This window comes from Mesorhizobium sp. CO1-1-7, from assembly GCF_020164885.1.
Lineage (GTDB): Bacteria > Pseudomonadota > Alphaproteobacteria > Rhizobiales > Rhizobiaceae > Mesorhizobium > Mesorhizobium australicum.
On sequence record NZ_JAIUHA010000011.1, the window covers coordinates 94,343 to 113,834 of the forward strand.

Below are 19,492 nucleotides of genomic sequence, written 5' to 3' on the forward strand. Positions count from 1 at the left end.
TAGGAAAATTGGACGCGGGTGCTTTTGAGAACGTCCTGCTAGTTCCATAGGGCTTCGGAGCGATGGTATGCTCGTGAAGATCATCGGATCGGCGGCGGGAGGCGGCTTTCCGCAGTGGAATTGCAATTATCGTTTGAGCCGCGCGGCTCGCAGCGGGATGCCCGGCGTTCGTCCACGAACCCAATCATCCATTGCCGTGTCGGGTGACGGGGCAGGCTGGGTTCTCTTCAATGCGTCGCCCGACATTCGCCAACAGATTGCGCAAACGCCTGAACTGCAGCCGCCAGCCGATGCGCCGCCGCGCTCGACGCCTATCCGCGCCGTGGTGCTGACCAACGCCGACGTGGACCATGTCGCCGGCCTGCTCAGCCTGCGTGAACGACAGCCTTTCGCAATCTATGGAACAGCACAGGTGCTGGAGACGCTGGAGGCGAATTCGATTTTCAACGTTCTCGATCCGTCGATCGTATCTCGGCGCCTGCTGGGGCCAACGGGCGAACTGGCGATCCGCGACGCGTATGGCCGCGAAACTGGCGTTGTGGTCGACAGCTTTCCCGTACCTGGGAAGATCGCGCTCTACCTCGAGCAAAAGGCCGGTCCCAGCGCCGATTTCAGTTCCGACCCGGGTGACACAATCGGAGTCCGCATCACTGCGACCGGCAGGTGCGGCGCCATCTTCTACATTCCGGGCTGCGCGCGCATCGATGCCGCCCTGCGCACTCGTGTTACTGATGCCGCCTGCCTTCTGTTCGACGGCACCGTCTACACGGACGACGAGATGATTATTGCCCGCGTCGGCCAGAAAACCGGCGCGCGCATGGGGCACATCGCAATGTCTGGAGAGGAGGGCTCGATTGCCGGCTTAGCCGATGTGAAAATCGGCCGTCGTATCTTCATCCATATCAACAACACCAATCCTGTTCTCGACGAGAATTCCGCCGAACACGCGGCGGTCAGAGTGGCTGGTTGGGAAGTCGCCAGCGATGGGATGGAGATGGAATTTTGAGCGATTTCCACGAGGCTGCGAAAGATGGCCTGTCCAGGAGCGAGTTCGAAGCCGTGCTGCGGCAGGTCGGTGAAGAACGATATCACAACCGACATCCTTTCCATCACAGTATGACCAGTGGCGCTCTGTCGAAAGCCGAAATGCAGGCCTGGGCGCTCAACCGTTATTGCTACCAGGCCGTCATTCCGCGCAAGGACGCCATGATCCTGGCGCGTGCCGAAGATCCGGCGTTTCGCGCCGCGTGGCGCAAACGCATCGAGGATCATGACGGCGACGACGGCTGGAGCGGCGGCATCGCGCGCTGGCTGCATCTGGCCACCGCACTGGGGCTCGACGCCGAAGTGGTCAGGAGCGAGCGTCTGGCGCTGCCGGCGACCCGTTTCGCGGTGGGCGCCTACCTTTCCTTCTGCACCAACCGTACGCTGCTCGAGGCGGTCGCATCGTCGCTCACGGAGATGTTCTCGCCCCGCATCATCGGCGAACGAGTGCCGGCGATGCTGGCCAGATACGACTACATTACGCAAGACACGCTGGCCTATTTCAGCTGGCGGCCCGAACAGGCATCACGCGACGCGGACTTCGCGCTCGCCTACGTGCTAGAACATGCCGACACGGCCGAACGTCAGCAGCAGGCGATCGATGCGCTGGTGTTCAAATGCCACATATTGTGGGCGATGCTCGACGCACTTCAGCATGCCTATGGCGCGCCTGGAAACATACCGCCCGGCGCCTTCCGCCCGGAGGCGGCCTCATGACGGGACTGCGCGAAAGAGCCATCGTGTCGTTGCGATCGGCGCCGTCACTGCCGAAGCATGTTCGCATCCAGTACGACCCTGTGCGGCGGGCCTTCGCCGTGCTTTCGCCGGAGAAAGTCTTCTGGCCGGACGAGGTCAGCCTCGACATCTTGCGCCGCTGCGACGGGAGATCCACGGTCGGCCACATCATCGCCGACCTTGCGGCCGACTATGACGCCGGTCAGGATGCGGTAGCGGCCGACGTCGTCGCCTTCCTGCAGGAATGGTCGGACAACCTTCTGGTGAAACTATGAGCGAGCCTCTCCTGCCTCCGATCGGCATGTTGGCGGAACTGACGCATCGCTGTCCGCTGCAATGCCCTTACTGCTCCAATCCGCTCGAATTGCTGAAGGCCAATCGGGAGCTCGACACGCGGACCTGGCTCGATCTGTTCTCGCAGGCCGCCGATCTGGGCGTTCTCCAGGTGCACCTGTCCGGCGGCGAGCCGACGCTTCGCCGCGACCTTGAGCAACTGATCGCCGCGCTTTCGTCGCGCGGTATCTACACCAACCTCATCACCGCTGGTGTTGGCATTGCCGAAGGCCGTATTGAAGCCTTTGCCGATGCCGGTCTCGACCACCTGCAACTGAGCTTTCAGGGTGCCCGTCAGCCGACCACCGACCGTGTCGCCAACCACAGCGGCAGCCACGAAAAGAAGCTGAAGACGGCACACCGCGCCCGCGCGGCCGGGCTGCCACTCACCATCAACGCACCGATCCATCGTCACAACATCGAGGAGGTACCCGAATTCATCGATCTGGCTCTTTCCTTGGGCGCCGATCGGCTCGAGATCGCCAACGTGCAGTATGCCGGCTGGGCGCTGGCCAATCGCGATATGCTGATGCCCGAATGTGGCGCGATAGACCGGCAGGCGGACATCGTCGCAGCCGCGCGCGAAAGGCTCGCCGGCATTATGAACATCGATTTTGTCACGCCGGATTATTTCGCCACATATCCCAAGCCATGCATGGGCGGTTGGGCGCGCGACGCGTTAGTGGTTACCCCGGACGGTACTGTATTGCCGTGCCACGCCGCGCAGACGATTCCTTCGCTTCGCTTCGAACGTTTTGGAGCGAAACCGCTGGCCGACATCTGGGCCGCTTCACCCGCATTCAATGCCTTTCGCGGCACCGAATGGATGCAGGAGCCATGCCGAAGCTGCGAGCGGCGTGAGATCGATTGGGGCGGCTGCAGATGTCAGGCGTTGGCGATTGTCGGCGATGCCGCTGCGACAGATCCGGTCTGCATCAAGTCGGAGGCACACGCGCGCATGGCTGCGCTGGTCGATGAAACCCGGCGCAACGTCGCCAATGCCGCAGGGGACGAAGCTTTCATCTATCGCCGGATAGGAATCGTGAATGACATTGCGTGACATAGGTCCGCGGAACGATCTCAGGAACTCGATGTGAACCAACGCCGATCCTTCATAGGGTCACGCAGGGCGACGCCAGGATCACCGTCATCCGGGGGTGGATGGCCATCCGATGGTTCGGCTCGTTCGGGCGAACGCAGCGCTCTCAGATGTTTCCGCGCTTCTAGCCACGCGGACAGCTTGGCCGGATCGAGCCTTCTCTCCTAGGTGCAGGCCCCGCACCTCGCTGCCCCCTGGAGCACGCGTTTCTCGCGCAGAAACGGTGGCCACGCGGCGGGTTTGCTTGATGCGGTTCCGTGGCGAACCCTACTCGTCTATTCGAATGACGCCAGTCCACACAGCCACATAGCGATCGCCTTCGGCCGCAGGATAGGCAGATAACCAGTAGCGCCTTCTCCTCCTCTCTCGGCTAATCGTCGCGGCTTGAGTGCGGCTGCGGGTGAGTCCTGTCTCTTATTGCAGCCCTGCCGATCTCTTCCCCGTCGCGCATTGGCGTTGCAAGCCAGGTCGGAGCTTTATGTCGGTCGCTGAGGTTGGCTCGTGAAGACGCGCCAGTACCTCATCAGGATCCCGGTCAGGTTTAAGGCTGCGTAGTAAGACGCCCGCCTCTTGAACAGCCAATCTCAGCTTAGCGGTGGGCGGGACGCCGCGCCGGACGGCGGCGTTCGCGGTAACGGCGCGCGCTGGTTCAAGCGCTGTTTCGGGCCGTAAGAAAAACTGATCCTGCAAACCGGGCTTTAGAGATGATTAAATTAGCAATATTGCGCATTGCGGTGTAATTTGTGTTGCAGTGCAGCATGCCGCCGTGACTCACACTTCCAGGTTCCCGCACGACGGCGTAGTCGGCAGAGCCATCGAGGCCAGGGGGTGCGTGTCGCGGAGAGGCTCGCCGGCGCCCGGTTACAATGCCTGTCTAGCCAACTGTTTGCGGAGACAACAGAGGCCCATGATCAAAGACAATGCCACGGTGGGCGTCGTGGTGCCGATGTTCAATGCGGAACGAACGATTCGCGCGACCCTGAACAGCATCTGCGGGCAACAATACCAGGCGCTGGACATTGTCGTCGTCGACGACGGGTCGACGGACCTTTCTGCCTCGATTGTGGCCTCCTATGCTGAACAGGATAGCCGTATCCGCCTGATAACGCAGTCGAACGGCGGCGTCGCGAATGCGCGCAATCGTGGAGTTGCTTCCACCGATGCGGAGTTCCTGGCGTTTGTGGACGCCGACGATCTTTGGGCCCCATCCAAAATCGCGCTTCAGATGTGCACCTTACAGCAAGGCGGCTCTTCGGCAGGCCTGGCATATTGCTGGTTCGCCGATATAGACGGCGACGGCCGGGTATTCTCATTGCATAACCGGCCCGATGCCGAGGGTCGCGTGCTCCAACGCATGTGCAGGACGAATTTTGTTGGCAACGGAAGTTCAATGCTGGTCCGACGCGCCGCGTTCGAGCGAGCGGGAGGCTTCGACCCTTCCTTGAGGGCCAGGAACGCACAAGGCTGCGAGGACCTGCTGATGTGCCTCAGAATAGCCGAAAGGTACGAGTTTCGCGTCGTCCCTCAGTACCTCGTGGGTTACCGGATGACGAACGCCAACATGTCGAGCGATGTCATGCAGATGCTTCGTTCTTGTGAAATTGTCCTTGCCGAGTTTCGCCAGAAGTACCCGCAGTTCGGGGACGATCTCGACGATCATCTGATCGACATGCTGCATTGGCTCGCCGTACGAGCCTTGATCTCCGGGCGGCTTTCGGCAGCGTATGGCCTGATGAAGAAACTCTTCCTTATGGAGCCAGGGACGGCGATTTCTCGCCTGCCAAGAATGATGGACATTTATTGCCGTGCCAGACTGGTCCCTCGGTGGGTCAAAATCCGAGTGAAAGGGATGCGAAACAAGAACGCCGAGTTCCAACCCCACTACGCAGAGAGCATCTGGTGAGAATGGTGGTGCGCTTGCGGCGGCTCTTTCGCCTGGCGGCGGCGCCAGCCTGGGCTGGGCCGACCGTGGTGGGGCTTGGACTGGTCGCAGCGGTTCTGGAAGGTACGGGTCTCGTTCTGTTCATTCCCCTGCTGCAGAGCCTGGGAGCCTCGCCGCCTCAGCCCGGCAGATGGCAGCCCGTCTTTGACAGGATCCTGTCGCCCATCCCGCATCATTACCTAACCGCCTTCCTGGTCGGAGCGCTTTGCGTCAGCATCGTCCTCAAAAATGCGGTCCATCTCGCCAACACCTGGGTAACCAGATACGTCGACGGCCTCGTCGCGCACCGATTGCGATCCAGGGTTTTCGATCAGACGATAAGTTCGTGCATCGACTACCGTGTCGAGAACAGACGAACGGACATCATCACGACAATTGCCAACAATACCTGGAAGGTCAGCCAAGGGCTGAGCCTGGCCTACCGGTTGATGATCTGCCTTTGTACATTCGTCGTCTTCGTTTTCTTGATGCTATTGATCTCGATCCGATTGACCTTTTTTTCGATGATTTTCCTGCTTTTCGGAGCAATGGCCATTCGTCTGGCCACCCGGCGCGCTGACGAGACCGGCAAGGCCGTCGTCGAGGAAAACAAGCAGTTCGGCCTCAGGATGTGGGAAAGCATCAATTCATTGCAATTAATCCGTGCCTTCGCACAGGAATCCTACGAGCATGACCGGTTCGTTCATACATCGGACAAGGTAAGGCGTCGTCTGTTGAGGCTCGACATGCTTTGGGCAACCCCCGGGCCTGTCTCGGAGATCTCGATCACGATCCTGATCGGTGCACTTGTTCTCATTGCCGAATCCGCAAGCATAGGAATCGCGGCTCTCGCAGCTTTCCTGTCGCTGCTTTATCGTCTCCAGGGGCCCACACGGGAATTGCTGCAGTCGAAGATTGCGCTGGACGGGCTTGCGGGCGCGATTGACGATGTGGACGAGTTCCTGCGCACAACGCAAACGCCGTTTCTCAGCCAAGGCTATCTGCCGGCGCCTGCACTCAAGACGGCCGTCGAATTTCGCGATGTCTGCTTTCGGTATGCGCCCGATCAGCCTTTGGCGCTGAAGGATGTGTCTTTCAGTATCCCCGCCGGCAAGACCACGGCAATCGTTGGCGAGTCGGGTGCCGGCAAGTCGACCGTCATGGCCCTGCTCTTTCGCTTCATGGACCCGACGTCGGGGGAAGTCCTTGCCGACGGTATCCCGCTCTTAGGTTTCGAGTTGCGCAGTTGGCGCAAGCGGCTGTCGCTGATGTCCCAGGAGGTATACCTGTTCAACGACACCATCGCGGCCAACATCGCTTACGGCGATTTCGACGCCGGTGAGCACGAACTGCGCCAAGCGGCCCGCATTGCGAAGGCTGACGATTTCATCCGCTCGCTTCCGGAGGGCTACGAGACGCAGATCGGCGACCAGGGAATGCGCGTGTCAGGGGGCCAGAGGCAGCGGATCGCGCTGGCCCGGACCATACTTCGCAATCCCGACATTCTCCTTTTGGACGAAGCCACGAATGCGCTCGACGGCGAGACGGAACAGGCGTTCCAGATCGCCCTCGAGCAATACTCGCACGATCGCACCGTGGTTGTCATTGCGCATCGCCTGTCCACCGTCCAGGCCGCTGACCAGATCATCGTGATGTCCAAGGGACGGGTGGTCGAGATTGGTTCGCCGGATCAACTTCTGAAGCGAGCGGGCCATTTTTCAAAACTTCACGAGTTTCAAAACGGTCGTGTTGCCATGGGTGCGAACTAAGGCGATGGGCTACAAGATTGTCGACATCGAACTGTCAAGTCCGCTGGCCCCGATTGAGCTTGCGCCAGAGCACGAGGGCGTTGGTCTCATTGCCCGCTGGCAGGGCCGGCTTGTCGGCTTTGAGATGATCGCGCTCGCCTCCGCCGCGATGCTGTCGGCGGAGCGACTGAAATCCATTGCCGATGAACGTTTCGCCGATCGCATCCTGGTCGCGAAGATGGATCAGGAATTACTGCGCCGAAGACCGGTTGGGCAATTGCCCCTGCCGAGCCTCTCCATCGCGATATGTACGAAAGACCGCGCCGAACGTCTTTCGAGGTTGCTGGGTTCGCTCGAAAGCATCCGACGCACAACCGCTTTTCCGAGCGTCGAAGTCGTCGTGGTGGACAATGCGTCTGTGGATTCAGCCACACGCGAAGCAGTCGAGCGCTTCGAGGACGTTCGTTACGTGTTCGAACCGAGGCCCGGGCTTGATTTTGCACGAAACGCGGCTCTTCACTCGGGCACCGGTGGCCTGATTGCCTATCTTGACGATGACGTGGTCGTCGACCGCAACTGGCTTGACGGGCTTGCCAAAGCCTGCCGGGACAATCCCGGTGCCGGCGGCTTTACGGGTTTGGTGCTGCCGCTTCGCCTGGACACCGAGGCGCAGATCTTTTTCGAACGAAGGGGCGGATTTGGCCGCGGCTTCAGGGGCAATGAATTCCACAACACCCGTTTCGACAATGCGCTGCACCCGGTAGGGTCTGGTATTCTCGGCGCCGGCTGCAACATGGCTTTCGACCGCACGCTGCTCGTATCGCTGGGCGGTTTCGACGAAGCCCTCGATACCGGAGCACCGCTGCCTGGCGGTGGCGATCTCGACATTTTCTATCGCGTGCTGCGTTCGGGCAGGGCCATGATCTATGAACCGCAGTATGCCGTTTACCACGAGCATCGCGAGACGATCGACCAATTGAGACGGCAATATTGGACATGGGGACTTGGTATGATGGCCTTTCTTGTCAAAAGCCGTCGGACCGACGGAGAGCTCAGGGCACGTCACCGTGCCATGGTTTGCTGGTGGTTTTTCGATCGGCTGAAAGCGCTGGCACGGGCCGCGCGCAAGCTTCAAGGTCGTGATTTTCGTTTCGGCATTGCAGAGTTGTGGGGTGGAATCTGCGGCCTGGCAGGCGAATATGATCGCTCACGTATCCGCGTGCAGAGAATCCGGGAGCAAAACCGGTGAATGGCGAGGCCTTCCGTGTCAGGCAAATCGATCTCGGCTCCGCCTGTGCGGACGCCGATGTGGGAGATACCCCTTCGCTATCGATCTTCTGGTGGAAGGACTTGCCGCTGGGAATGCGAGCGTCCTTGCCTGACGAATTGCCCTACAGCGAGGCAAGTCTGCGGCAGTTCGCGGCGGAGTTTTCGGCAGCACAATTGGCCGCCCGCAGCACCTCGCTGGGCGCCCCCTTGCGGGCGACCTATGAAGGATCGCCAAAGTCCGCTCTCTGTTTGACGGCGGCGCTCGAGGCCAAGGACCTTGTCGGCCGCCTTGATGAACTTGCAACTGCGTCTTCCGCGTCGGCCCGGCACATCTCAGTCGTAATTTGCACGCGCGACCGCGGCCCCGCCCTGGCGGAGTGCCTTCAAAGCGTTGCAAGGCAACGCAGCGCCCCGGGCGAAGTCATCGTCGTTGATAACTCCCGCGACGGCAACGCTCGGCTGGTATGTGTCGGCTTTCCTGAGATCCGTTACGTTCATGAGCCGCGGCCCGGATTGAGTGTTGCCCGATCCGCCGGCATCCGGGAAAGCCGTCAAGACATCATCGCGTTCACGGACGACGACGTCGAGGTTCATGCTGGCTGGACTGCCGAAATCGCACGCGCCTTTGAAGAAAGGGACGTCGAGGCCCTGACCGGCCTGGTGCTGCCAGCGCGGCTCGATACGATCGCCCAACGCCGTTTCCAGTTCGACATGGGCGGTTTTGGGTCCACCTTCGTGCCGCTTCTCTTCGACCACCGCTTCTTCGAAGAGACCCGGCCAAGCGGAGCGCATGTTTGGAAAATCGGCGCCGGGGCCAACATGGCCTTCCGGCGATCGGCCTTCGATCGGGTAGGCTCGTTCGACGAGCGCCTCGGCGCCGGTGCTGCCGGATGTTCCGAAGATTCGGAGCTATGGTACCGGCTGCTGGCCGCAGGAGGGACTTGCCTGTATGAACCTCGCGCCGTTGTCTTCCATCATCATCGCCGCGATTGGCCGGGCTTCCGACGGCAAATAAGAGCCTACATGAAGGGCCACGTCGCAGCTCTTGTCACGCAATATGACAATTTTGGCAATCGCGGAAACATCGATCGCATCTGGAAGCAGCTGCCCGCATATTTCTTGAGAACATTCGTCAAGGCGCTTTTCGAAGGCCCCCCCGGCAGGACCAGTATCCTCGCGGCAGAAGTCGAAGGCTGGCTGGCTGGTCTTCAATTCCTCGTCCGTTTCGGCTGGCGAAAACGGCGAACATCAAATTGGTTGAGGAAGAAAATCGATGATCCGCAAGGCGCCGCTCGGACAATTCCTGTCTCGAAATCCCTTTCCAAACGCTCTGACGGACGGCCTTTTCTACCGTGAGAAGATGCGCGCAATTCATCGCGTCGCGCCCGCGGCGATCGACGGGCCCGGCCGGATACTGGAAATTGGAGGCGGGCGCAGCGGGATGGCAAGTATCCTCTATCCGAACGCTGAAGTCGTTAACCTCGATCTCGATCCCGAGTTGGGCAACTACCAGCCAGATTGGGCGAGGTCGACCTTCGTCTGCGGCGATGCCTGTGACCTCCCCTTCGCGAATGACAGTTTCGACGTGGCGACGCTCTTCGACGTGCTTGAACACATCGAGGATGACCGTAGTGCCGCACAAGAGGCCTTGAGGGTCGTGCGCCCAGGCGGGTATGTTCTTGTCTCGACGCCACATGCGGAGTGGCATTACCCTTATTTCCGCTTCATGAAGCCCTATTGCCCGCATGAAAGCGAACTGATGCAGGAATGGGGTCACGTTCGTCGCGGCTATTGGGATCCCGAACTCGCAGCGCTCTTCGACCGTGCGCCGGAACGCCGCGCCACATTTATCAACCCAGTGACGGCACTCTTTCACGACGTCGCATTTTCTCGTCTGGGACGCCGTCGCCGCAAGATACTTTACGCTCTTGCGGCGCCGATCACGGCTGTCGGCTACGTGCTGCACCACCGCTCGACACGCGGCACGGAGACGGCTTTTTCCTGGCGTAAATGAATTTTGGGGCATTTGATGGGCCGCCGCGCTTCCCTCGTCATCGCCCTCTTTCCATGGGGCGACGTCCTGGAGGAATTCCTCGATCCGATAGGATTGCGGCTTAAGGATTTCGTCGAACAGATGACCGGCGGCTGGCTGTTCGGTTACGTCTCCGCCCTGCAACTGGCCGGCCACAGGCCGGTCATTGTGTGCGCTTCCGAGCATGCCTCGCAGATAGAATGCCACTACCATGCCGGCACGGGCGCGCCGATCTGGGTCGTTCCCGGCGCGCGCGCGCGTGAAGGTCACTCCGCAGCGGGTCACAGTCTGCGGCGCTGGTCCGCGACGCCGCTCCCGGCATTCCGGAAGGTGCTCGCCCGATCGCAATGTGATGCAATTCTCGTTCAGGAATATGAATATACGCGGTTCGATGCGCTTGCCTGGCTGGCAGTCCGTAACCGCATTCCGCTCTATGCAACGTTCCAGGGCGGCGACCGGACGCTCTCCTGGATAGAGGCGATCGCCAGGCAGGCTTCTCTCCGTGCCTGCAGCGGCCTGATCGTCGCATCGGCAGCGGAGCGTGAACGCCTCGCCAAAGCTTACCCGCACATGGCGCTCAACATCGCAAATATCCCCAACCCCATCGATTGCGGAGAGTGGATAGCAATCGAGCGTCGGCAGGCGCGGCAAGATCTCGGTTTGGCGAGCGGGAATTTCATCGTTGTCAACCACGGACGCATCGACGTTCGCCGGAAGGGGCTCGATGTGCTCCTGAACGCATGGTCCCTCTTTTCGGGCGATGCTTCGTCAGAACTGGTTATCATAGGCTCGGGGCAGGACCGAGACGTTTTTGCCAGGCTGTTGAGCGAGGCCGCTCTACCCAATGCGAGATGGCTTTGCGACTACACCACGGACCGGGCTTTGATACGGCGTTGGCTTTCGGCGGCGGATGCCTATGTCATAGCGTCCCGCACCGAAGGTATGCCCGTTGCGCCGTTGGAGGCGATGGCCTGCGGCCTTCCGATCGTTGCCACCGACGCACAGGGCCTACCCGACATCTTGGCAAACGGCGAGGCATCCGGCGGCCTCATTGTTCCAAGGGACGAGCCGGCGGCCATTGCACAGGCGCTGAAGAAACTTAACGACGATCCGATTATGCGAGAGCGCCTCGGACAGGCGGCGCGAAAGCGGATAGAGGGAAACTTTTCGCTCGGCGCGGTTGCTGGCGCACTTGATCGCTTGCTGACCGCGCGGTAGCCCACATCCGCTATATTTTTTCCAATCGGCTGCGATACCAAGCCAGTGCTGTCTCGACGATCCTGTCGATGCCCGATTGTTCGGGCACCCAACCGAGTTCCCGCTCGGCCTTGCCGGCCGCGGCAACAAGCGCTGGCGGGTCGCCTGGCCTGCGCGGCCCGTAAGCCACCGGAAGCGGTATCCCCGAAGTCCGTCTGACGGCGTCGACCAGTTCGGCCACCGTTGTACCGGCTCCGGTTCCGAGGTTGTAGACGTGGACGCCCTTGTCCCGGAGAAGCTTCTCCCCTGCCAGGACGTGGGCGCGCGCGAGATCGACAACGTGGACGTAGTCCCGCACGGCGGTTCCGTCGCGGGTATCGAAATCGGCTCCGTTGATGACGAAGGTGCGGCCTGGCCTCACTGCCGCCTCTATGGCCAGCGGGATGACATGTGTTTCCGGTTCATGCTTTTCGCCGATTTCGCCGTCGGGGTCGCATCCGGCCGCATTGAAATACCGAAGCACGACCGCATTGAGGCCACGAGCAAGCGAGATATCCTCGACCATTCTCTCTATGATGAATTTGGACCAGCCGTAGGGATTGATGGGCGACTGCCGATGCGTTTCGTCTATCGGAGACCGCGTCGGAATCCCGTAAGTTGCGCAGGTGCTCGAAAAGATCAGCTTGTCCAGGCCGGCCTTCAGCATTTCCTCGAGCAGGACCAACGTGCCGAAACTGTTGTTTCGGTAGTAAAGCTCCGGCCGCTCGACTGACTCGCCAACGTAAGCGTAGGCAGCGAAATGCGCCACAGCGTCCGGCCGATACTGGTGCAGGGCGACCCCCACAGCCGCGGCGTCGGAAATATCCGCCTCGATCAACGGTCCCCATTTCACCGCGTCGCGCCAGCCGCGCGAAAGGTTGTCAAAGGCAACAACCGACCATCCAGATTCCGCAAATGCCTTGCAGCAGTGCGACCCGATATAGCCGGCCCCGCCAGTGACCAGGACCGTCTTCATTCGGCTGCGGCGGGCCGAATGTGCCCAGATGAAACCACGTCCTCGAAATACGCAATGGTCTTGGCAAGGCCAGCACGCAATGCAGTTCTTGGCTTCCATTTGAGTTCGCGGGAAGCATATCGGATATCGGGCTGCCGCTGCTTTGGATCGTCGACGGGTAGAGGCGAAAATCTGATCTTCGATCGGCTTCCGGTAAGTTCGATCACCAGATTTGCGAGCTCGAGCATCGTGAATTCCGCCGGGTTGCCGAGATTGACAGGACCGGTGATGTCGTCGGCAGTCTGCATAAGACGTACCAGACCGTCGATGAGGTCCTCGACGTAGCAGAATGAACGCGTCTGCTGGCCAGTGCCGTAGACCGTTATCGGCTTGTTTTGCAGCGCCTGCACGATGAAATTGGAAACGACACGACCGTCGTCGGGACGCATCCTTGGACCGTAGGTATTGAAAATACGGGCTACCTTGATCTTCAGCTTGTGCTGTCGCCAATAGTCGAAAAACAGAGTCTCGGCACATCGCTTGCCTTCGTCATAGCAGGAACGAGGGCCAATCGGGTTCACTCTGCCCCAATAGTCTTCCAATTGCGGATGAACTTCAGGGTCGCCGTAGACTTCGGAGGTGGACGCCTGCAGAATCTGTGCGCGAACCCGCTTGGCCAGTCCGAGCATATTGATCGCGCCATGAACGCTGGTCTTCGTCGTCTGGACGGGGTCGGACTGATAGTGGACGGGGCTCGCCGGACAGGCGAGATTGTATATTTCGTCAACTTCTACGTAGAGTGGAAACGTCACGTCATGACGAATAATCTCGAACGATCGGTCATCGAGGAGATGAGAGACGTTTCTGCGGCTTCCTGTGAAGAAGTTATCTGCGCAAACTACCTGATGGCCCTCAGCAAGGAGCCGCTCGCACAAAAATGAGCCCAGGAAACCTGCGCCGCCTGTCACCAGGATTTGTTTCGCCTGCTGCATTTTCAGGGTCTCCGGCTAATCTTAGACAGGACTAATATATTAAACTGACGCAGGGCCATATGCCACCGGCCTGCTTTCAATTTACGTTACGGGCAAGACATTGTTCTCGATGGACCAGGGGCTGCGATTATCGCTCAAAGGCGGCTGGAGCGTCCTATTTGCACGCCAGGGTAGCCCTTCTGCAATCAAAAGCTGGACATCGGGCTTTCCCCTTGGTGGGGCGCCTGCTATTTCGAACGCGTTCACAGAAAGTGCCACGCGTTCGGACAGCTGATTAGCGGATCAAGGTGATGAAGAGCGACACCCTCTCCTACCCCCCACGTGGCCTGTCGCGGGATGAAGCTGCCCGCTACGTCGGCGTAGGCGTAACAAAGTTCGACCAGATGGTCTTGGACGGGCGGATGCCAAAGCCAAAGAAAATCGACACTCGTGTGATCTGGGATCGCCTTAAACTGGAGGCTGCGTTCGCGGATCTGCCCGGCGACGATGACGACAATATCGTCGACTTTCTCTTGAAAGGGAATCATCGAGGGTAATAGCCTGGTTCTGCCATGGAACAGCGTCTTAAAGACGAATACCCAGGTGTGTCCTCCTATAAGGATCGTCATGGGAAGACGCGCTGGCGCTACCGCGCCAATGGGCGCCTGGTGCCGCTGCCTGCCCCGAACGAGAGAGGTTTCAAGGAAGCCTATCGGGCTGCTGTCGAGGGTCGCAAGATACGAAAAGCGCCGGTTGTCACAACGCCGGGTGCTTGCCTTGCCAGGGACGTTCGGAGCAGCCGAAAGGAGATTGAAGGCATCGGTGAAGTGGCTCGCTCATGATGACAGCACGAGATTCAAGAACAGCCGCCTGATCGAGGAATTTCTGGCGTTGCGGGTGGTCCCGGACCATCCGCTGACATGGCGCGACGTGCCCGTTAAGAACTTGCGGCGCGGCCACGTGAAGAGCTTCTAGGGCACTTCATCGCGACACCACGCAAGGCCAAGCTCCTGCTGGTCGCGATACGTAAGCGCGTCTATGTCGCGATGAGACTGGACTGGATTGAAATCGATCCTACCGCGGCAGTCGAGTGGCGTCCTGCCTACACGGGCTGGAAGGCTTGGCCTAATGAAGCAATGCAGAAGTATGAGCAGCGCTGGCCGCTGGGTACGGCTGCGCGCACCTGTCACGGGCTGGCGCTCTGGCTAGGCAATAGCGCTGGTTCTGTAGCGAGGCCGAGGCGAAGGCCGCCGGATGGTGACGAGCAAGGCGATGACGAAGGAGGGCAAAAAAACCTAGCGTCTGGGATAGGCAGCGGTTCGCAACACCACAGCCCTGTTGAATGGCTGGATCGATGAGCTGCGAATCACTGCGGCGCGCTAGCGCCGCGCCGGGGGTCGCCGTAACAGCATGAAATCATAGTTGATCCTTGCGCGGCTCGATTCGGCCGCGTTAACGATGTTTGTTCGGGTTTGTTTAAATCGCAGCGCAGATTGTCATCGCATGTGGAAGATCAACCCGATTTGCGCCGCTCTTCTGCTGACGCCTCTCGCTTTCGCTGTCGCGTTGTTCGTGCTCGCCACGATCTCAGACCGGACGCATCCCCCTCAGCCTGATCCCAGGTTCACGTCGTCTATTCGATAGGGGAGGATGCACGCTGTCGCGCGTCTCGTGGCCATACTGTGATTCTAAGATGACTGCGGTATGCGGATGTTCAGCCGTGGCCATTGCCAATTTTAGCGGACCGCGCACTAGTCGCCAGCATGGTGGCTGGACACGTTGAAATGGTCCTGTTTGAGCAATCGATCGCCGATAGCGATGGCTTACAGCGACCGTTTTCCGACAGGGTGGCCGATGCTGCGGATAAAACGGCGGGATCTGTCTTGTTCGACGTCCGCATCGATGGGGACGCCAACATTCAGCGGATGGCCGCAATAGGGTACGGTGAAGCGGATGCGGCGATAGTCGTGCTCGAGAAGGGTGGCCGCCTCAGATGCGCGTCAGTAAATGGTGACGCTTCTCATTTCGTCGCCGAACTGGCTGCTTGGGAATCGTATCCGTTGAGCGAGCATGTGCGCGCTGAGTACCGCGGAACCGCAATGACCCTGCTGGCGAAGCTGCGCAGTTCCGGACACTTCAAATAATCAGGGATTCACCGAGTTGCCGCCCACGAGGCTGCGTAGCCCCGACACCTATATCCCAGACCTTCACATCAACAACATCAACGTCACGACGCGAGAAGGTGAAACGCCGAATTCTTGCCCGGCTCAGGATCGCAAGCCATCCCAGAGCGTTACAAGTGGAACGTCGTGACGGCGCGCCTGTGGAACAGGGGAGACGATAATAGCAGACAACAAATTCGAAGCGCGGCGCCGCAGACCGTCGGCAGGTCTCCGGCGGTGAAGGCTGCGAGGGCGATTATTTCGCGCGCAAGTATCAGGAGAGCAGGCCGAAGACCTGATTACGCGGTCGGCAACGATCGCGACATGCTCAACGACGGCGCGGAGAAACGAAGATATAGCTGGGTGTTGGAAATGATGCATTGCACAGTTCGGTCTGAACAGGGTCAACTCAAGTGAGCAAGTCAGCTTTGCGTCGGCCCTCAGTCAAAGGATCTTCATCTCCCCTTGCGGAGCCGGCGTCCGACGGCGCAGCCAAACTCGCGCCGCCCGCATTCCGGCCGGTCCAGCTCGCAAAACTGGTGGACACGGTTCCTCCCGGCGACCGCTGGATCCACGAAATGAAATATGATGGCTACCGTATTCTTGTCGCTGTGGGCGGCGGCGAGGCGCGCGCCTATACGCGCTCCGGTCTGGACTGGTCGGACCGCTTTCCCTCGATCCTCTCCGAGGCACGCACACTTAACGTTCGCTCCGCCCTCATCGACGGAGAGGCCGTCGTCATCGACACCGAGGGACGATCCAGTTTTCAGGCGCTGCAGAACGCGTTGAAGGCTGCTCCCGCGAGCATCGATTTTTATGCCTTCGACCTGCTCCAACTCGACGGGGAAGACCTGACGAGGCTGCCGCTGCTGGAGCGTAAGGAGAAACTGGAGACAATCCTCCCGACGAAGAGCCCCATCCTTCGCTACTCCGATCATATCCAGGGCCGGGGGGAAGAATTGCTGAACCGCTTCTGCGGCGCCGGCCTCGAGGGGGTTATCTCGAAGCTGGCGGATTCGGACTATGTTGGCGCCCGCGATGGAAGCTGGCTGAAGATCAAGTGCATCAAACGTCAGGAATTCGTGCTCGTCGGCTGGACCCCGTCAGACAAGGATCGCGCGTTTCGATCGCTGATCCTTGGGGTCCATGATGGCGGAAAGCTGCGCTATGCCGGCAAGGTCGGGACCGGTTTCGATACTTCCGAGATGGTCCGGCTGATGAAGACCATGGCGCCACTCGAGCAGAAGGCCGCCACGGTCGAAGCGCCGCGCGCGGAGGTTCGCGGCGCGCACTGGCTGCGTCCCATGCTTGTCGCCGAGATCGCCTTCACCGAGATGACCAACGAAGGAACACTGCGTCATCCAAGCTATCTCGGCCTGCGCGAGGACAAGAAACCGGAAGCGGTCGTGCTCGAGACGGAACACCGCACAGCGACACTGCCGCCGCCGGCAATCGCGATTAGCAATCGCGACCGCGTGATCTACCCTGAATCCAACATCACCAAGGGTCAGCTTGCCGATCATTACCGCGACGTCGCCGCGATCATGCTTCCCTGGGCCGGCAGCAGGCCGATTAGCCTTGTCCGCTGCCCGCAGGGCCGTGCAAAGAAATGTTTTTTTCAAAAGCACGACGCGGGGAGCTTCGGCGACAAGGTCCATCACGTCGGGATCACCGAAAAGGATGGTCACGAGGAGCCCTATCTTTATGTCGACGACGCCGAGGGGCTTGTGACCTGTGTCCAGATGGGAACGATAGAGTTCCATGGATGGGGAGCGCGCATCGAAGACGTCGAGAAGGCCGACCGCCTTGTCTTTGACCTGGACCCTGACGAGGGATTGGATTTCGAGGCGGTTCGCGCTGCCGCATTCCAGTTCCGGGATATACTGAAATCTCTTGGGTTGACCACCTTCCCGATGCTGACGGGCGGCAAGGGCGTGCATGTAATCGCGCCGCTCACGCCGCGAGCTGAATGGCCTGAGGTAAAAGCCTTCGCCTTAGTGCTTGCACAGGCGGTCGCGCAGAGCGACCCTGCCCACTTCACGGCCGTGTTGTCGAAGGCCAAACGGAAGGGACGGATCTTCGTCGACTATCTGCGCAACCAGCGCGGCGCAACGGCGATCATGCCTTATAGCGCCCGGTCGCGGCCAGGCGCCCCGGTCGCGGCACCAGTCACCTGGGCGGAGATGAAGACAATCGATGCGCCCTCCCGTTTCCATGTCGGCGATGTACCCGAGTTGAAGAAGCGCGCCGCATCGAAGGCCCTCGCGGGATGGGGCCGAGCCGATCAGTTCCTGCCGGATCTATGAAGCCCTGAAGATCGCCACCTATAACGTCAACGTTCGCCTGTTGGTGCTGCTGCAGTGGGGGTGCTGGCCGGCAAGAACAGGACTGGATGTCGGAGGCTGCGGAGACGCTGTTCCGGCGCTCAGTGGAATTGCGATGGGATAAAGCCAGGGGCGGCTTCTTCTCCACGCTAGACTGGGCCGACAAGCCGGCATTCCGTTTCAAGCACTGGTGGCCGATCGCCGAGGCCGCGGGCGCGGCCTCCTTCCTGGTCGAGCACCGCCCGAGCGCCTTCCATGAAGAATGATACCGGCGCATCTGGAACACCATCGCCGAGGCCTGTATAGACCGCGAAAATGGCGGATGGTTCGAGGAGCTGGATGAGGGATTGCAGCCGGCGCATCCGCTGTTTGTCCGCGAGACCGACTTGTACCACGCACTGCAGGCTTGCCTGATACCGATCTATCCGGCGCAAGGGAGCCTAACAAACGTAATCAGCAAACGGTACGACGCTCTCTCAACCAGGATTTCTTAGCGGTCCCGCAACTCACCGAGCCGGCTGTTGCCCGAATCAGGAACTTGCAGACCTGTACTCTCTCGTGATGTCGCGTTTCCTCTAGAATAGTATGTTTATATTTTTGTAACAACTTTTACGTTGCTTGACGCGGCCGTAAGAGGCTATTTAGACAACGAAGGCTTGGCCTTGACTATTCATGCCATATGGGTGGTAGATCATTGTTCATGAAATCCAGCATCGACCACCTTCCTCCCCCGAAGCAGCGTGAGCTCAAAAAGGCAGTCGAGCTACTGCTTGGGGAGTTCGATGACGCTGTGAGAGGAGGAACCGCCGATTTCAAGAAGCGCGGGCGCATTTTGAAGATCATACTCTTTGGATCCTATGCCCGCGGCGGTTGGGTCGACGAGCCGCATACCAAGAAGGGCTACCGTTCCGATTTCGATCTGCTGGTGGTGGTCAACAATCGAAAGCTGACGGACTTCGCCACCTATTGGCAGCCTGCAGCCGACCGTTTGATGCGTGAGATCAATACGCCCGTCAGCTTCATCGTCCACTCGCGCCGGGAGGTGAACACGGCACTAAGAGAGGGGCGATATTTTTTCGTAGATATTCGTCGTGACGGGATCGTCCTGTATGAGCTCGACGAAGAGCCCCTCACGAACCCCGTCGCTTCGGGACCCGCGGAGGCCTTCCGACTGGCAGAGGACTACTACACGGAACGACTCCCGCAAGCTAGGACGTTCGCCGAGGGGGCGGAATTCTTCGCCGCCAGAGGAAGGCTTAAGGAGAGCGCGTTTCTCCTTCATCAATCGATCGAGCAAGCGTACGCGGCATTGTTGCTAGTGCTGACGAACTACAGCCCTGCCTCTCACAACTTGAAATTTCTTCGGAGCCTCGCCGAGGATCAGGTCCAGGAACTTGCCGAAGCATGGCCTCGTGACCAACAGCGCTTCGTCGCGTGGTTCAACGTTCTGAATGAGGCTTATGTGAAAGCGCGGTACTCGCGACATTTCGAGATCACGAATGAGGCACTCCAATGGCTCGCAGAGCGCGTCTCGGATCTTATCGATCGGATTGAATCTATATGCCGATCCCGACTTGAAAATTTGAAAAAAGAGGCGAGCAGTGCAATTCAGCGAGCTGGTTGAGGGCACGGCAGTCTCAATTCCAGTGTGATGTCCGGAATT

The 19,492-nt window shown here is 59.8% G+C and carries 17 protein-coding genes and 1 pseudogene; 16 read left to right on the top strand and 2 right to left on the bottom strand.

Annotation, left to right across the window (positions count from 1 at the left end; all coding sequences use genetic code 11):
• The first annotated feature begins 67 nt into the window (after positions 1 to 67).
• The 10 genes from pqqB to LB516_RS23765 all read left to right on the top strand — a co-directional run bounded on the left by pqqB (position 68) and on the right by LB516_RS23765 (position 11,399).
• Entirely contained in the window at positions 68 to 1,006 is a 939-nt protein-coding gene (pqqB, locus tag LB516_RS23720) for a pyrroloquinoline quinone biosynthesis protein PqqB (protein WP_140722077.1), read from the top strand.
• The gene (gene pqqC, locus LB516_RS23725) at positions 1,003 to 1,761 is read left to right on the top strand and encodes a pyrroloquinoline-quinone synthase PqqC (protein ID WP_224720457.1); all 759 of its coding nucleotides are present in this window, start codon (positions 1,003 to 1,005) and stop codon (positions 1,759 to 1,761) included. Before pqqB ends, pqqC begins: the two co-directional genes overlap by 4 nt.
• Positions 1,758 to 2,054, top strand: coding sequence for a pyrroloquinoline quinone biosynthesis peptide chaperone PqqD (gene pqqD, locus LB516_RS23730; protein ID WP_140717018.1), 297 nt, complete (start codon positions 1,758 to 1,760; stop codon positions 2,052 to 2,054). Before pqqC ends, pqqD begins: the two co-directional genes overlap by 4 nt.
• Positions 2,051 to 3,172 carry a pyrroloquinoline quinone biosynthesis protein PqqE gene (gene pqqE / locus LB516_RS23735; protein WP_140717020.1) on the top strand — a complete coding sequence of 374 codons (1,122 nt, stop codon included), beginning with the start codon at positions 2,051 to 2,053 and terminating at the stop codon, positions 3,170 to 3,172. Before pqqD ends, pqqE begins: the two co-directional genes overlap by 4 nt.
• 946 nt (positions 3,173 to 4,118) lie before the next feature.
• Positions 4,119 to 5,114: a glycosyltransferase family 2 protein gene (locus tag LB516_RS23740; RefSeq protein WP_140620300.1), complete on the top strand. Its 996-nt coding sequence runs from the start codon at positions 4,119 to 4,121 to the stop codon at positions 5,112 to 5,114.
• A 2-nt stretch (positions 5,115 to 5,116) separates the two neighbouring features.
• The gene (locus LB516_RS23745; protein ID WP_224720458.1) at positions 5,117 to 6,901 is read left to right on the top strand and encodes an ABC transporter ATP-binding protein; all 1,785 of its coding nucleotides are present in this window, start codon (positions 5,117 to 5,119) and stop codon (positions 6,899 to 6,901) included.
• 4 nt (positions 6,902 to 6,905) lie between these two features.
• On the top strand, positions 6,906 to 8,129 hold the full coding sequence (locus LB516_RS23750) for a glycosyltransferase family 2 protein (RefSeq protein ID WP_140722071.1): 1,224 nt from the start codon (positions 6,906 to 6,908) through the stop codon (positions 8,127 to 8,129).
• The gene (locus LB516_RS23755) at positions 8,126 to 9,505 is read left to right on the top strand and encodes a glycosyltransferase family 2 protein (protein WP_140663752.1); all 1,380 of its coding nucleotides are present in this window, start codon (positions 8,126 to 8,128) and stop codon (positions 9,503 to 9,505) included. The genes LB516_RS23750 and LB516_RS23755 overlap by 4 nt, the downstream gene beginning before the upstream one ends.
• A complete protein-coding gene (locus tag LB516_RS23760; protein WP_140663754.1) occupies positions 9,423 to 10,163 on the top strand; it encodes a class I SAM-dependent methyltransferase in 741 nt (246 codons plus the stop codon). Before LB516_RS23755 ends, LB516_RS23760 begins: the two co-directional genes overlap by 83 nt.
• Positions 10,164 to 10,178: 15 nt before the next feature.
• Entirely contained in the window at positions 10,179 to 11,399 is a 1,221-nt protein-coding gene (locus LB516_RS23765) for a glycosyltransferase family 4 protein (protein ID WP_140663756.1), read from the top strand.
• Positions 11,400 to 11,409: 10 nt separating this feature from the next.
• Here LB516_RS23765 and galE read toward each other — a convergent pair whose 3' ends face one another.
• A complete protein-coding gene (gene galE / locus LB516_RS23770) occupies positions 11,410 to 12,393 on the bottom strand; it encodes a UDP-glucose 4-epimerase GalE (protein ID WP_140663758.1) in 984 nt (327 codons plus the stop codon).
• Complete coding sequence (locus LB516_RS23775; protein ID WP_140722066.1) at positions 12,390 to 13,364, bottom strand: UDP-glucuronic acid decarboxylase family protein; 975 nt, start codon at positions 13,362 to 13,364, stop codon at positions 12,390 to 12,392. The genes galE and LB516_RS23775 overlap by 4 nt, the downstream gene beginning before the upstream one ends.
• A 290-nt stretch (positions 13,365 to 13,654) precedes the next feature.
• Here LB516_RS23775 and LB516_RS23780 point away from each other — a divergent pair, with 290 nt between their 5' ends.
• From LB516_RS23780 to LB516_RS23805, 6 genes and pseudogenes are all read left to right on the top strand, one after another.
• Positions 13,655 to 13,900: a hypothetical protein gene (locus tag LB516_RS23780; RefSeq protein WP_140663761.1), complete on the top strand. Its 246-nt coding sequence runs from the start codon at positions 13,655 to 13,657 to the stop codon at positions 13,898 to 13,900.
• A gap of 253 nt (positions 13,901 to 14,153) precedes the next feature.
• Positions 14,154 to 14,318: a hypothetical protein gene (locus LB516_RS23785; protein ID WP_224720459.1), complete on the top strand. Its 165-nt coding sequence runs from the start codon at positions 14,154 to 14,156 to the stop codon at positions 14,316 to 14,318.
• A 788-nt stretch (positions 14,319 to 15,106) separates the two neighbouring features.
• Positions 15,107 to 15,487, top strand: coding sequence for a hypothetical protein (locus LB516_RS23790; RefSeq protein WP_140663763.1), 381 nt, complete (start codon positions 15,107 to 15,109; stop codon positions 15,485 to 15,487).
• A gap of 431 nt (positions 15,488 to 15,918) precedes the next feature.
• Positions 15,919 to 17,811: a DNA ligase D gene (gene ligD / locus LB516_RS23795; RefSeq protein ID WP_246671868.1), complete on the top strand. Its 1,893-nt coding sequence runs from the start codon at positions 15,919 to 15,921 to the stop codon at positions 17,809 to 17,811.
• Between the two features lie 65 nt (positions 17,812 to 17,876).
• Positions 17,877 to 18,323, top strand: a pseudogene (locus LB516_RS23800) (AGE family epimerase/isomerase); the annotation flags it as partial.
• A 206-nt stretch (positions 18,324 to 18,529) separates the two neighbouring features.
• Positions 18,530 to 19,453 carry a nucleotidyltransferase and HEPN domain-containing protein gene (locus tag LB516_RS23805; protein ID WP_140663767.1) on the top strand — a complete coding sequence of 308 codons (924 nt, stop codon included), beginning with the start codon at positions 18,530 to 18,532 and terminating at the stop codon, positions 19,451 to 19,453.
• Positions 19,454 to 19,492 lie beyond the last annotated feature (39 nt).

What these genes read in the sequence shown, in the direction of transcription:
- pqqB (WP_140722077.1), top strand. Translation starts at nt 68, where the DNA reads ATGCTCGTGAAGATCATCGGATCGGCGGCGGGAGGCGGCTTTCCGCAG.
- LB516_RS23775 (WP_140722066.1), bottom strand. Translation starts at nt 13,364, where the DNA reads ATGCAGCAGGCGAAACAAATCCTGGTGACAGGCGGCGCAGGTTTCCTG.
- LB516_RS23750 (WP_140722071.1), top strand. Translation starts at nt 6,906, where the DNA reads ATGGGCTACAAGATTGTCGACATCGAACTGTCAAGTCCGCTGGCCCCG.
- LB516_RS23780 (WP_140663761.1), top strand. Translation starts at nt 13,655, where the DNA reads ATGAAGAGCGACACCCTCTCCTACCCCCCACGTGGCCTGTCGCGGGAT.
- pqqD (WP_140717018.1), top strand. Translation starts at nt 1,758, where the DNA reads ATGACGGGACTGCGCGAAAGAGCCATCGTGTCGTTGCGATCGGCGCCG.
- LB516_RS23740 (WP_140620300.1), top strand. Translation starts at nt 4,119, where the DNA reads ATGATCAAAGACAATGCCACGGTGGGCGTCGTGGTGCCGATGTTCAAT.
- LB516_RS23790 (WP_140663763.1), top strand. Translation starts at nt 15,107, where the DNA reads ATGGTGGCTGGACACGTTGAAATGGTCCTGTTTGAGCAATCGATCGCC.
- LB516_RS23765 (WP_140663756.1), top strand. Translation starts at nt 10,179, where the DNA reads ATGGGCCGCCGCGCTTCCCTCGTCATCGCCCTCTTTCCATGGGGCGAC.
- pqqE (WP_140717020.1), top strand. Translation starts at nt 2,051, where the DNA reads ATGAGCGAGCCTCTCCTGCCTCCGATCGGCATGTTGGCGGAACTGACG.
- LB516_RS23760 (WP_140663754.1), top strand. Translation starts at nt 9,423, where the DNA reads ATGATCCGCAAGGCGCCGCTCGGACAATTCCTGTCTCGAAATCCCTTT.
- galE (WP_140663758.1), bottom strand. Translation starts at nt 12,393, where the DNA reads ATGAAGACGGTCCTGGTCACTGGCGGGGCCGGCTATATCGGGTCGCAC.
- LB516_RS23745 (WP_224720458.1), top strand. Translation starts at nt 5,117, where the DNA reads ATGGTGGTGCGCTTGCGGCGGCTCTTTCGCCTGGCGGCGGCGCCAGCC.
- LB516_RS23805 (WP_140663767.1), top strand. Translation starts at nt 18,530, where the DNA reads ATGAAATCCAGCATCGACCACCTTCCTCCCCCGAAGCAGCGTGAGCTC.